Genomic DNA, 12,066 nt, shown 5'->3' on the forward strand with positions numbered 1-12,066 from the left:
GTCCGGCGCCTTCTCGTCAGGGCAGCAGCCGGTCGATGAAGCTGTTGCTGAATACCCGATGCGGGTCGAGCCGGTTGTACACCGCCCGCGCGGAGTCCCAGTTCTCGTCCGCGGGCACGCCTTCCCGGTAGGTGTCGGGCAGGACCTGCTCGATGACCCGCTGGTCCGTGTACGGCAGTTCGGGGCCGAACGCCCAGCCCTTGGACCATTCGGGCCGGAAGGTGGAGTCGGCGATGTTGTAGTGACCGCGCATCCACTGCTCCATCTCGCGGTAGAACGCGAACATGCCGGGGGTGCCCGGCACCCCGAGCACGTTGAGCCAGATCGCGGTGTCCCACTCGGGGTGGTCGGGTCGCGGCCGGGTCGCGGAGATGGTCGGCGGCCCGGCGGACGGGACCCGCACGTCGTCGGGCTGATCGAGCCCGCAGCACCGGATCTCGACCGGGCCGTTGAGCGGGTACTGCCCGAGCGCCCGGTAGTGCTCGATGCGTTCGTGGAACCACTGCGTGAAGTCGTGGATCACGTTCGCGATGTTGGCGCGGTTGGTGAGGACCGCGCCGCCGCCCTCCGTGAGCCGCAGGGTGGTGGCCTTGATGTAGAACTGCAGGTCCTTGGACCAGCCCCAGATGTCGCTCGAGTTCGTGGCGGCGAGGCCGGCGACGGTGGTGTTGTAGTAGACCTGCCCGAAAGCCGGCGCGATGGCGGGGTTCCCGGCCGTCATCTGCCCGAGCAGGTCGGTGACGGGCTCGGGGACGTTGTCCGAGAACGGATAGTTGTACGGGCCGAACACCTCTCGGGACGTCACCGGCTTCTGCGGAGCGAGGGACCACACCTTCATCCACGGCTTGTCGGTGAACGGATACCAGATCGCCTCCGCGCGCCCGCAGGCCCGCACGAAGCTCTCGAAGGTGCGTCCCGGTGCTCCGGCAGGCGCGAACAGCTCGCGCCAGTCGATGTCGGTGTAGCTCTGGCACCGCATCCGGGTGTCCGGGCCGGCCTGCAGGGTGACCGAGGTGACGAACGTCCGGCCGAGGTGGGCGAGCAGCGCAGTGATGTCCGCGTCGGCGCGCGTGTAGGTGCGCAGCGCGTACTCGCTGCCGTTCCACGCCACCGTGGTCAGTTCCGTGACGAGATTGCTCAGCGAGCCGAAGGTGTGTCCCGGGACGTTCTTTTCGCCGTCGGCGGGCAGCGCCGCACCGTGCGCGTTGACGGCCAGTGCACCGGCGATGGACAGCACCCCGGGTGCGGGGAGGTTGGCCCAGCCGAGGCCGTGCCCCTGCAGCGCCGTGGTGATCGCGTCGAGTGTCGCTCCGGCTCCGGCGGTGACGGTGGCGGGGTCCGAACCGGAGTGCACCGACACCCCGTTCAGATGCGCCATCGTGTCCGCCAGGATCACCCTGTCCACCGGTGCGCCGTTGACGATGGTCAGCGGAGTCCAGCCGTGCATCGCGCCACGCGGCCGGACGGTGTAGCCGTGAGCGTGGGCCCAGTTCGCGAGCCGGACGACGTCCTCGGGACTGCGCGGGGCGCACGTCCAGATCGCGTCGAGCATGATCTCCTTGGACCAGTTCTGGTAGGCCTGCTGGTAGAGGGCGATGCCGTCGGGGAACGCGGCCGGGGTGGTCAGGGTGGCACCGGACGAGCCGGCCGGTACGGCGTGGACGGGGGTCCAGCCGCCGAGCGCGGTGGCGGCGAGCGCGCCCGCGCCGGCGGCGAGGAAACCCCGGCGCGACAGGCGCAGGGGTTCGGTGCGAATCGTCATGAACACACTGCTTTCTCACCGGACCGTGGCGGACCGGTGCTGGGGGAGGACGGGGTGTCAGGCGATGGTGAGGACCACGTCGGTGAGGGCGGGCGCGAGGTCGCGCTCGACCACCGCGGCGGTCGCGAGCAGCCGGTCGCCGGTGCGCCACGCGCGCACCCGCAGGGTCTCGCCGGGAAAGACGACGCCGGCGAACCGGGCCGTGAATCCGTGCACGGACGCGGCATCACCGTCGAGCGCCGCGTCGGTGAGCGTCTTGCAGACGATCCCGTACGTGCACAGCCCGTGCAGGATCGGAGCGGGGAACCCGGCGGCCTGCGCGAACTGCGGGTCCGAGTGCAGCGGGTTGCGGTCGCCGCACAGCCGGTACAGCAGGGCCTGTTGCGGCAGCGTCGCGACATCCACCTCGAAATCGGGTGCTCGGTCCGGCAATTCGACGGACTCGGACGGTCCGCGTTCGCCGCCGAAGCCGCCCTCGCCGCGGGCGAAGATGGACGAGCGGGCCGTCCACAGCGGGTTGCCGGCCGGATCCGTGGTCGTCGACTCCTGCACGATCACCGCGGCCTTGCCCTTGTCCCACACCTCGGCGATTCGGGTCACGGTGCGGCCCTTGCCTTCCGGTGGTAGGGGAGCGTGCACCGTCACCTCCTGGCTGCCGTGCACCACCTTCGCCAGGTCGATCTCGATGCCCGGGAACGAGACCTTCGGCGGCTCGGTGTCGTGGAACGTCGCGGCGACGGTGGCGAAGGTGGGCAGGACCTGCGGATCGCCGTCGCGCAGGTAGCGCAGCTCACCGAGGTCGGTGGGACGCGCGCCGGCGCCGAGACCGAGGTGATAGAGCTGAACGTCGCTGCTGCTCCAGGCGAATTCCTGGGCGGGCAGTTCGGCGCCGAGTGCGACGGCGGGATCGATGGGCACGCGGGACCCTTTCTGTTCGGCGGACGGGGTTCGGCCGGATCGAGTGCGGCTCAGTGCTGTTCGGCGGTCTCGGAGATCGGCCGCGCGGCGGGCTGCTCCGGTCGGCCGAGGGCGTCGAGGACCGCGAGATAGGCGAAGGTCATGGCCGGGCCGATCGTGGCGCCGGGGCCGGCGTAGGTGTGGCCCATGACGGGACCGCTGGCGTTGCCGGCCGCGTAGAGACCCTCGATCACGGTCCCGTCCTCGCGCAGGACCCGGGCGTCGGCGTCGGTGCGCAGGCCGCCCTTGGTGCCGAGATCGCCGGGCACCACCTTGATCGCGTAGAAGGGGGCCTTGTCGATGGCGCCGAGGCTCGGATTGGGCTTGTTGCGCGGGTCGCCGTAATAGTGGTCGTAGCCGGATTCGCCGCGTCCGAAGTCCTCGTCCCGGCCCGCGCGGGCGAAGCCGTTGAATCGTTCGACGGTCGCGGTGAGGGTCTGCGCCGGCACGCCGATCTTCTCGGCGAGCTCGTTGATCGAGCCGGCCTGGACCACCACACCCGCCTTCAGCCACCGCTTGGGGAAGGGACTGCGGGGCGTGATGCCGGCGAAGGTGTAGCGATTGCGGTAGCGCTGGTCGAGGATCATCCAGCACGGGATGTTCTCGCCGGGTCCGTCGCCCCGGCCGTGGCGGCCGCCGTACATGGCGTGCACCGCCTCGACGTACGGAGCGGATTCGTTGACGAAGCGCCGGCCGGCCGCGTTGACCATCATCGAGCCCGGCAGGCTGCGCTCGGACAGGGCGAACCACGGGCCGCCGGTGAGCGGGAAGGACGGGCCCCACCAGGCGTCGTCCATGAAATCGACGGCGGCACCGAGAGCCTGGCCCGCGCGGATGCCGTCCCCGGTGTTGGCCTTCGCGCCGACGGTCCACTCGGTGCCGATCGGGGCGCGCTGATACTGCGTGCGCATCTGCTCGTTGTGCTCGAAGCCGCCGGAGGCGATCAGGACGCCGCGGCGGGCCCGGATGGTGTCCGTCCGTCCGTCCGACTCGACGCGCACACCGCGCACCACCCCGTCCTCGACGACGAGGTCCGTCAGGGCGGTGTTGAGCAGCAGCGGTACCCCGGCGTCGCGCAGGCCGACGCGGAGTCCGGCCATGAGCGCCTGGCCGCGGACCAGCAGGTGCTTCCTCGTCGCGCGGGCCCACAGGTATCGCATGCCGACCTTCGCGGCGCGGACCGGTCCGCGCGGGTTGCGCATGAGGAGGTTGAGCCACTTGTAGTCGGCCTGGGTGATGACGAAGTTCGGCGGGCCCTTGACGTAGTCGGGCTCGAGCAGGGCGAGGTCGTCGCCGAGGCGCTTGCCGTCGAACGGTTTCGGCTCGACGGACCGCCCGCCGAGCCGGCCGCCGGGGGCCTCGGGGTAGTAGTCGGAGTAGCCCGGCACCCACTGCAGTTCCAGGGCGCTGTGCTTCAGCACGAAGGACAGCATCTCGGGCCCGCGGTCGATGTAGGTGTCGATCTTGTCGGCGGGCACCACGTCGCCGATGATGCTGTGCAGGTAGGTGCGGGCCGAGTCCGGGGTGTCGGTGACCCCGGCGGCCCTCAGGGCCTCGTTGTTCGGGATCCACACCCCGCCGCCCGAGCGCGCGCTCGAGCCGCCGTAGTGGGGTGCCTTCTCGATCAGGACGACGCTCGCGCCCTGGTGCGCGGCGGTCAGCGCGGCGGTCATTCCGCCGGCACCGCTGCCGACTACGACGATGTCGTATTCCTGCTTGATCATGTAGAACACGTTATAGAATGATGGCGCGGTGAGTCCATCCCTTCTGCCAGGAAGAATCACCCGCACACCACGGGCCGAACGGAAACAGGTTGCAGAACATGCCGGTCGCCGGTGAACAGGAAGGAACCGCAATGCTGCCGACGCAACTGCGCACCCGGCTGGCGGACGAGCTCGAGGCCGCCGAACGCGACCGCACCCCCGTCGGCCCGCTCGTGGCCCGGCACCCCGACATCGACGTCGTCGACGCCTACGAGATCCAGCTGATCAACATCCGTCGCCGGCTCGCGGCCGGTGCCCGCGTGGTCGGCCACAAGGTCGGGCTGTCCTCGCTGGCCATGCAGCAGATGATGGGCGTGGACGAACCCGACTACGGCCACCTGCTCGACGACATGCAGGTCTTCGAGGACCGGCCCGTCGACACCTCGCGGTACTGCTTCCCGCGGGTGGAAGTCGAGGTGGCCTTCGTGCTCGGCAAGGACCTGCCCGGCGCGGACTGCACCGAGAGCGACGTCCTCGACGCCACCGTCGCGTTCGCGCCGTCCATCGAACTGATCGACAGCCGGATCAAGGACTGGAAGATCGGCCTCGCGGACACCATCGCCGACAACGCCTCCTCCGCCGGATGGGTGCTCGGCGCGCAGCGGGTGGCGCCGTCCGGCGTCGACACCAAGGGCATCGACGCCGTGCTCACCCGCAACGGCGAACGGATCGCCGAGGGGCGCAGCGACGCGGTGCTCGGCAATCCCGTCACCGCCGTCGCCTGGCTCGCCCGCAAGGTCGAGAGTTTCGGAGTGCGGCTGAAGGCGGGCGACATCGTCCTGCCCGGCTCGTGCACCCGGGCCGTCGACGCGCGCCCCGGCGACGAGTTCCACGCCGAGTTCGCGGGACTGGGCTCCGTCTCGCTCACGTTCTCGTGACCACCCGGTCCGGACTGCAAGGAGAAACAATGGCCAAGGCAAGTGTCGCGATCGTCGGGTCGGGCAACATCAGCACCGACCTGCTCTACAAACTGCAGCGTTCGGACCTGCTCGAGCCGCGGTGGATGATCGGCATCGACCCGGCGAGCGAGGGCCTCGCCCGCGCCCGCACGCTCGGCCTGGAGACATCGGCCGAGGGCATCGACTGGTTGCTCGCGCAGCCGGAGAAGCCGGACCTGGTGTTCGAGGCGACGTCCGCGTACGTGCACCGGGCGGCGGCGCCGAGGTACGAGGCGGCCGGCATCCGGGCGATCGACCTCACCCCTGCCGCCGTCGGACCGGCCGTCGTGCCACCGGCGAACCTCGGGGCGCATCTCGACGTGCCCAACGTCAACATGATCACCTGCGGCGGTCAGGCCACCATCCCGATCGTGCACGCCGTCGCCCGGGTGGTGGACGTGCCCTACGCCGAGATCGTGGCGTCGGTGGCGTCGGTGTCCGCCGGGCCGGGCACCCGCGCCAACATCGACGAGTTCACCAAGACCACCAGCCGGGGCATCGAGACCATCGGCGGTGCCCGCAAGGGCAAGGCGATCATCATCCTCAATCCGGCGGACCCGCCGATGATCATGCGCGACACCATCTTCTGTGCCATCCCCGAGGACGCCGACCGGGACGCGATCGCCGAGTCCATCCACCGCGTCGTCGCCGACGTGCAGGAGTACGTGCCCGGCTACCGCCTGCTCAACGAACCACAGTTCGACGAGCCGACCGTCGTGTCCGGCGGGCACGCCACCGTCACCACCTTCGTCGAGGTGGAGGGCGCCGGCGACTTCCTGCCGCCGTATGCCGGCAACCTCGACATCATGACCGCGGCCGCCACCAAGGTGGGCGAGGAGATCGCCCGCGCGCTCCTCTCGGCGGACTCCCTCCCCTCGAACTCCACCGTGAAGGCCTGACTCCGATGACCTCTTCGAACTCCGACCTCCGTCGCGACGACATCTTCTTCGAGCCGTCGTGGGACATCCGCGTGACCGACACGTCGCTGCGCGACGGCTCGCACCACAAGCGTCACCAGTTCGACCGGGAGGAGGTGCGCGCCGTCGTCGCCGCCCTCGACCTCTCGGGCGTCCCCGTCATCGAGGTCACGCACGGCGACGGCCTCGGCGGGTCCTCGTTCAACTACGGGTTCTCGAAAGTGCCGGAGCAGGAACTGATCAAGATCGCCGTCGACACCGCGCAGCACGCGAAGATCGCCTTCCTCATGCTGCCCGGTGTCGGCATCAAGGAGGACATCATCGAGGCGCAGGACAACGGCGCCTCGATCTGCCGCATCGCCACCCACTGCACCGAGGCGGACGTGTCCGTCCAGCACTTCGGGCTCGCCCGCGAGCGCGGGCTCGAGACCGTGGGCTTTCTGATGATGGCGCACACCGTCACCCCGGAGAAGCTGGCCGAGCAGGCCCGCATCATGGCCGACGCGGGCTGCCAGTGCGTGTACGTCGTCGACTCGGCCGGCGCGCTCGTTCTCGAGCAGGTCGCCGAACGCGTCGAGGCGCTCGTCGCGGAGCTGGGTTCCGACGCGCAGGTCGGCTTCCACGGGCACGAGAATCTCGGCCTGGGCGTGGCGAATTCGATCGCGGCGGTCCGCGCGGGTGCCAAGCAGATCGACGGGTCGGCCCGCCGGTTCGGCGCGGGTGCCGGCAACACCCCGGTCGAGGCGTTCGTCGGCGTGTGCGACAAGGTGGGGATCAAGACCGGCATCGACTTCTTCGCCGTCGCGGACGCCGCGGAGGACGTCGTGCGCCCCGTGATGCCCGCCGAGTGCCTGCTCGACCGTCAGGCCCTGATGATGGGCTACGCCGGGGTGTACTCGAGCTTCCTGCGCCACGCCGAGCGCCAGGCCGAGCGGTACGGGGTCTCCGCCGCGGAGCTGCTGGTGCGGGCGGGCAAGCGCAAGCTCATCGGCGGCCAGGAGGACCAGCTGATCGACATCGCCCTCGAACTCCAGCGCGAACAGCAGACCGCCTGACCGACCGAATGTCACATGGCGTCAATTCGATCGACGCAATGTGACATTCGGCCCCAACGGGTTTCGACGCTCAGCCATCCGGGTTCGCCACCGGTGGCGTCCTCACGGTCCATCAGCGAGGTCTGTCGCTGTTCGAATTCGAATCGCCGCGACCCTTCGAACACCGCACCGACCTCCTCGAACCCCGTTGCCGCCACCGGCCGTGTGCGACCGTCCCCGCTGCGCCGGAGCAGGCGATGACCCGTCAGACGGCTCCACAACACCTCGACCGCGGCCGCGCCCACCAGCAGGCAGGCCAGTCCCGGAATCGTCATCGCGAACAGCGCGCCCATCGTTCCAGGGTATCGAGCCGTGGAAGGCGGCAACGATTCCCGGTGCGCAGGGGCGGGTATCGAGGGACTTCGCCGGTGCTCGCACTGCGGAGCTCGTCCGGGGTGCTCTGCCCGTGGCCGGGTGGATGAAGGACGGTGCATGTGCCACCGACGCGGTCAAGCCTGCCCGGGCCGTCTCCGGGCCGGCCCGGCCCGGCCCGACAGATGCCGCGATGTCCTGGCCGATATCCGGGGGGACCGTGAACCGATCGTGGGCGAGAGCCGCCACAGTCCGGTGGCGGCGAGAATGTGCCACAGCGCGTGGCCTTGCAGGACACTACTCGGCCGGCAGAGCGAGGTCCGGTCGCCGATGGTGCCGAGCACGGCGCCGGACGCGAGAAGCAGTGCCGCGATGATCGTCGTGCGGCGCAGGTGCGGACGGACGCGGGCGCGTTCCAGCGCGAGTCCCACAGTGACCGCGGCGAGCAGTGCCTGCACGATCGTGGAGGCGCTCGAGCCGGCTGCGACGACGGGAACCATCACGAACGGAGCGACGAGCCACCACCGCGGCGACAACCGTCGGTCGAACCGGTCGGAAGCGGCGTCGACGGCTGTGTAAGCGAGCAATGTCGCGATCGGTATGTCGTGTGCGTAGGCCTGCCACGGCGGGTTCGGTCCGTGCGCTATGAGGGATCCGGCGCCGACCGTGATGACGAGGAGACCGTAGGTCACCGTCGGCGTGCCCTGCCGACGACGTGCGAGCACGGCCAGGCCGGCGATCACGAAGGCCAGGCTGGTGGCGGCAGCCGCTGGCTGCCCGAGAAAGCCTGCGTCTCGATAGAGCTCGCAGACGTTCGCCAGCATCATGGCTCGAGGCTATCCGTTACCGGTCCGCATCGGACATACACAACGGCAGCCGTCTCGACCTGGCTGTCGGGCCGAACGGTGCCGGGGTGGCCGGCGCCGGTTGCTCATCTCTTGGTTCGTCGACTGCCACCGTGCCAGTCCTGCTCCACTCCCACCTCGTCGGGAGCGACGCCGAGGCCGGGCAGTTGCGGCAGTTCGCGCAGGCTACGTTTGAGTTCGGCGAAGCCGGGGAAGCTCGCCAGCCCGACGACGTGGTCCCACAGGCGGAGGGCGTCCTCTTCGCCGGGTAGCCGGCTGATCACCGGCCCGAAGAAGGCCACGCCGTTCGGCGGCTGGAAGTGGATGATCGGCGTGCCGACGTCTCTGCCGGTCAGGCGCAGTGCCTCGTCGGTCTCCGCCTGGATGAGCGCATCGAGCGAGGGGTCGTCCAGCGCGTCCGCCACCTGCACGGGTAGGCCCGCCCGGGCCAGGATCGGCTCGAGGAAAGCCCGCGTTCCTTGCTGTTCCGGTCCGGCGGTGTTGTCGGCGTCCGGCGTGGTCTCGAATATCCGCGCACCGAGCGCCCGGTACAGCGGATCCACCGCCTCGCGCCCGTGCTCGGCCCGCACTCGCGCCGCGACCCGGAGCAGCCGCAGCCCACTCGTGTGACCGGCTTTGTACTCGGGCGGGAAGTGAACGTCGTAGTCGACGTGCGCGTTGATCAGGCGCAGCGAAATGAACCGCCAGTCGACTCGGAATTCGCGCTGGGCCGCCACCAGGCGCACCCACTTGCTGGTTATCCAGGCGAACGGGCACACCGGGTCGAAGTAGAAGTGGATATCTGCATCACTCATGCCTCGTCAGGCTACGGAGTGCTCGGGCGGTCGCCGGCACAGACACCCCTCTCGTCTGAGACGTCGTCGATCAGAGAAGATTCGGATCGCGGGGTCGACAGGCTGATCGCCTACGGCTTCACAAGTCCCGTTCGGTAGGCGATGACGACCAGTTGCGCGCGGTCGCGAGCACCGAGTTTCACCATGGCATGGCTGACGTGGGTGCGGGCGGTGGCCGGGCTGAGGCAGAGTTCGGCGCCGATCTCGTTGTTGCTCATGCCCATACCTACCAGCGTCAGGACCTCGCGTTCCCGGTCGGTGAGGACCTCGAGCCGATGATCGGCGGCCTTGTCGGCTGTGCGCTGGGTGGTGAACTGGGCGATGAGGCGGCGCGTGATGCGCGGTGCGAGCAGAGCTTCTCCGGCGGCGACCACGCGGATGCCGTGCAGGAGCTCGGCCGGACCCGCGTCTTTGAGCAGGAAGCCGCTGGCGCCGGCCTGGAGGCCTTCGAAGACGTAGGCGTCGGTGTCGTAGGTCGTCAGGATGAGGATGCGTACGTATTGGAGCCCGTTGGTGGTGGCGATCTGCCGGGTGGCCTCGATGCCGTCCATCTTCGGCATACGGATATCCATGAGCACGACATCCGGGCGCAGGGCCCGGGCTTGCTCCACGGCTTCGGCGCCGGTTGCGGCTTCCCCGACCACCGTGATGCCGTCCTCGACCTCGAGGAGGATCTTGAAGCCGGACCGCACCAGATGCTCGTCGTCCACGAGTAGGACCTTGATCGGAGTGTCGCGGCCGGATGCGCCTGTCACCGGGTTCATACCTTCACCGTTGCGGCCGGGGCCAAGGGCAGCCGGGCGGTGACGGCGAAGCCGCCGCCCGGGAGCGGGCCGGCGTCGAAGTCGCCGCCCAAGAGCTGACAACGCTCGCGCATCCCTACGATCCCGTGGCCGCGTGTGTCCGTGCCGGCGAACTCGGCGTCCGCACGGTCGGCGCCTCTGGCTGCTTTGTCGGTGTCCCCATCCGCACGCGGGCCGTCGTTCGTCACGCGGACTTCCACGGCGTCGGGGCCGTAGTTCAGGGCGACTGCGACCCTGGTCGGTCCGACATGGCGAATCACATTGGTGATCGACTCCTGCAGGATCCGGTACACGGCGCTGCCTACCGCGCTGGGTACGGGCGGTGGGGGTGATGTCGTCTCCAACTCGACGTCGAGCCCGGCTTCGCGTGCCCTGGCGGTGAGTTCGTCGACCTGCCCGAGCCCTGGGGGTGGGAGGCGGCCGTCGTTGTCGTCGCGAAGGACCCCCAGGATGGCCCGCATCTCCTGCAGGGCCCGGGAACTGGTCTGCTCGATGGCCTCGAGCGTCTGGCGTGCTTGTTCCGGTCGCTTGTCCAGTACGTGTGCGGTGACGCCGGCTTGGACGTTGATGATGGCGATGGCGTGCGCGACGGTGTCGTGGACCTCGCGCGCGATCCGGAGCCGTTCCTCGTCGACCCGGGCGCGTGCTTCGTCCTCACGAGAGCGTTCGGCCAATTCGGCGCGCTCGAGTGCTTCTTCCGCGATGACTCTCCTCGAGCGGACGCTCTCCCCGAGGGCGGCACTCATGCCCGCGGCGCCGATCCGGAAGTACACCCAGCCGACGGCGGCTGGGGGTTCGATGTCGGTCGCGGCGATCAGCCAGACCGCGGCCAGTGCTGCGATGCCCACAACGGCCATCACCAGCGAGCGACGTCCGTCGCCGCGGGCGGTGAGGGTGTAGAGGGCCACGAACAGGCCCAGCCATCCGGGGCCGTCCGGGAAGTCGAGGGTGTAGTACACCATGCTGGCGAGCGCGGTCACGGCGAACACTGCGACTGGCCAGCGGCGGCGCAGGACCAGGACCGCGCCACCGGCGATCAACAGCAGGTAGCCGAGGTTCCCGAGGTCGGACAGGGGGCGCAGCACTGCTTCGGGCTCCCCGCTGTTGCGGACGACGGTGCCCTGGACCTGCATGACAGTGATGAATACCGCCAGCAGCACATCCTGCGCCCAGGCGGGCGGGCGGAACAACGTGACGCGATCCGGCATGGCGCGATCATATGGTTCCGGGTGGGGAAAACAACTCCCGCGAACTGCGCGGCCGCCTACGTCGAGAAGCGTGGTTGTGCGCGAGCCACCTACGTCGAACTTCGTATCCGCTGCCGCCCGCTGTCCGAGGACACCCCGTTGCCGAGACGCGACGATCGTATGCGTCCGCTCAACGACGGAGGCCTCCATGAGCGCGGCCGGAACCCGTCGTTCGACCGAAAGGATCCGCAATGCCTGTCCTCGATTTGCTTGCCGCACCGGCGATCACGCACGTCTCCGTTGTCGCTGCCGGTTACGAGCTCGGCGTCGGGCGAACCGTGCCCACCGCGGCAGCCGTGCTGGGGCTGATCAGCGCCGTCGCCGGTGGGCTGGCCCTGGCCCGATCCCGCCGCACCGGCACCGGACGAGCTCGGACGATCGTGGCCCTGGTGCTGGGACCGATCAGCGTCATCGCCGGCGGGGTGCACGGGGTCAACTCCGCCGGTGGACTCGGCACCGGCAACGGGCTCGCCGGCGCCGTCCTCGCCGTGGCGCTCGGGCTGATCGGCACGGTCCTCGGTGGGCTGGCTCTGGCCCGCTCTCGTCGCACCAGCCGATCCGGTCACGATTCCAG

General features: G+C 69.7%; 12 protein-coding genes. 4 read left to right on the plus strand and 8 right to left on the minus strand.

From position 1 onward, the window contains the following. Positions 1–16: 16 nt before the first annotated feature. From CQZ88_RS24480 to kstD, 3 genes are read right to left on the minus strand one after another with little or no spacing between them, the layout of a single operon-like run. Positions 17–1,762: a cholesterol oxidase substrate-binding domain-containing protein gene (locus CQZ88_RS24480; protein ID WP_044476324.1), complete on the minus strand. Its 1,746-nt coding sequence runs from the start codon at positions 1,760–1,762 to the stop codon at positions 17–19. Positions 1,763–1,819: 57 nt separating this feature from the next. After that, positions 1,820–2,680, minus strand: a complete 861-nt coding sequence (locus tag CQZ88_RS24485; protein ID WP_006943326.1) for a MaoC/PaaZ C-terminal domain-containing protein — start codon at positions 2,678–2,680, stop codon at positions 1,820–1,822. Between the two features lie 50 nt (positions 2,681–2,730). Then, positions 2,731–4,443, minus strand: coding sequence for a 3-oxosteroid 1-dehydrogenase (gene kstD / locus CQZ88_RS24490; protein WP_081637041.1), 1,713 nt, complete (start codon positions 4,441–4,443; stop codon positions 2,731–2,733). Between the two features lie 131 nt (positions 4,444–4,574). On the opposite strand from kstD, the gene CQZ88_RS24495 reads away from it, so the two are divergent. From CQZ88_RS24495 to dmpG, 3 genes are read left to right on the plus strand one after another with little or no spacing between them, the layout of a single operon-like run. Next, positions 4,575–5,360 (plus strand): 2-keto-4-pentenoate hydratase, encoded by a 786-nt coding sequence (locus tag CQZ88_RS24495; RefSeq protein WP_044476323.1) that lies wholly within the window; start codon positions 4,575–4,577, stop codon positions 5,358–5,360. A 29-nt stretch (positions 5,361–5,389) separates the two neighbouring features. After that, positions 5,390–6,319: an acetaldehyde dehydrogenase (acetylating) gene (locus CQZ88_RS24500; protein WP_006943322.1), complete on the plus strand. Its 930-nt coding sequence runs from the start codon at positions 5,390–5,392 to the stop codon at positions 6,317–6,319. 5 nt (positions 6,320–6,324) lie between these two features. Then, on the plus strand, positions 6,325–7,392 hold the full coding sequence (gene dmpG, locus CQZ88_RS24505) for a 4-hydroxy-2-oxovalerate aldolase (RefSeq protein WP_006943321.1): 1,068 nt from the start codon (positions 6,325–6,327) through the stop codon (positions 7,390–7,392). Positions 7,393–7,403: 11 nt separating this feature from the next. Here dmpG and CQZ88_RS24510 read toward each other — a convergent pair whose 3' ends face one another. The 5 genes from CQZ88_RS24510 to CQZ88_RS24530 form a co-directional block, all read right to left on the minus strand. Then, complete coding sequence (locus CQZ88_RS24510; protein ID WP_006943319.1) at positions 7,404–7,724, minus strand: DUF6191 domain-containing protein; 321 nt, start codon at positions 7,722–7,724, stop codon at positions 7,404–7,406. A 156-nt stretch (positions 7,725–7,880) separates the two neighbouring features. After that, entirely contained in the window at positions 7,881–8,570 is a 690-nt protein-coding gene (locus CQZ88_RS24515) for a hypothetical protein (protein ID WP_006943317.1), read from the minus strand. Between the two features lie 104 nt (positions 8,571–8,674). Continuing rightward, a complete protein-coding gene (locus CQZ88_RS24520) occupies positions 8,675–9,403 on the minus strand; it encodes a hypothetical protein (protein WP_102800435.1) in 729 nt (242 codons plus the stop codon). Positions 9,404–9,513: 110 nt separating this feature from the next. Next, positions 9,514–10,206: a response regulator transcription factor gene (locus CQZ88_RS24525; protein ID WP_043797531.1), complete on the minus strand. Its 693-nt coding sequence runs from the start codon at positions 10,204–10,206 to the stop codon at positions 9,514–9,516. Next, positions 10,203–11,453 (minus strand): sensor histidine kinase, encoded by a 1,251-nt coding sequence (locus tag CQZ88_RS24530; protein WP_006943311.1) that lies wholly within the window; start codon positions 11,451–11,453, stop codon positions 10,203–10,205. The genes CQZ88_RS24525 and CQZ88_RS24530 overlap by 4 nt, the downstream gene beginning before the upstream one ends. A gap of 230 nt (positions 11,454–11,683) precedes the next feature. On the opposite strand from CQZ88_RS24530, the gene CQZ88_RS24535 reads away from it, so the two are divergent. Beyond that, the coding region (locus CQZ88_RS24535) for a DUF6223 family protein (protein ID WP_102800448.1) at positions 11,684–12,066 on the plus strand (383 nt) is incomplete at its 3' end.

It is taken from the genome of Rhodococcus sp. ENV425, from assembly GCF_002887785.1.
Taxonomy (GTDB): domain Bacteria; phylum Actinomycetota; class Actinomycetes; order Mycobacteriales; family Mycobacteriaceae; genus Rhodococcus; species Rhodococcus aetherivorans.

Bases quoted from the DNA above. Each gene is read 5' to 3' on its own strand.
- CQZ88_RS24480 (WP_044476324.1), bottom strand. From the start codon at position 1,762: ATGACGATTCGCACCGAACCCCTGCGCCTGTCGCGCCGGGGTTTCCTC.
- CQZ88_RS24500 (WP_006943322.1), top strand. From the start codon at position 5,390: ATGGCCAAGGCAAGTGTCGCGATCGTCGGGTCGGGCAACATCAGCACC.
- CQZ88_RS24520 (WP_102800435.1), bottom strand. From the start codon at position 9,403: ATGAGTGATGCAGATATCCACTTCTACTTCGACCCGGTGTGCCCGTTC.
- CQZ88_RS24530 (WP_006943311.1), bottom strand. From the start codon at position 11,453: ATGCCGGATCGCGTCACGTTGTTCCGCCCGCCCGCCTGGGCGCAGGAT.
- CQZ88_RS24510 (WP_006943319.1), bottom strand. From the start codon at position 7,724: ATGGGCGCGCTGTTCGCGATGACGATTCCGGGACTGGCCTGCCTGCTG.
- CQZ88_RS24525 (WP_043797531.1), bottom strand. From the start codon at position 10,206: ATGAACCCGGTGACAGGCGCATCCGGCCGCGACACTCCGATCAAGGTC.
- kstD (WP_081637041.1), bottom strand. From the start codon at position 4,443: ATGATCAAGCAGGAATACGACATCGTCGTAGTCGGCAGCGGTGCCGGC.
- CQZ88_RS24515 (WP_006943317.1), bottom strand. From the start codon at position 8,570: ATGATGCTGGCGAACGTCTGCGAGCTCTATCGAGACGCAGGCTTTCTC.
- dmpG (WP_006943321.1), top strand. From the start codon at position 6,325: ATGACCTCTTCGAACTCCGACCTCCGTCGCGACGACATCTTCTTCGAG.
- CQZ88_RS24495 (WP_044476323.1), top strand. From the start codon at position 4,575: ATGCTGCCGACGCAACTGCGCACCCGGCTGGCGGACGAGCTCGAGGCC.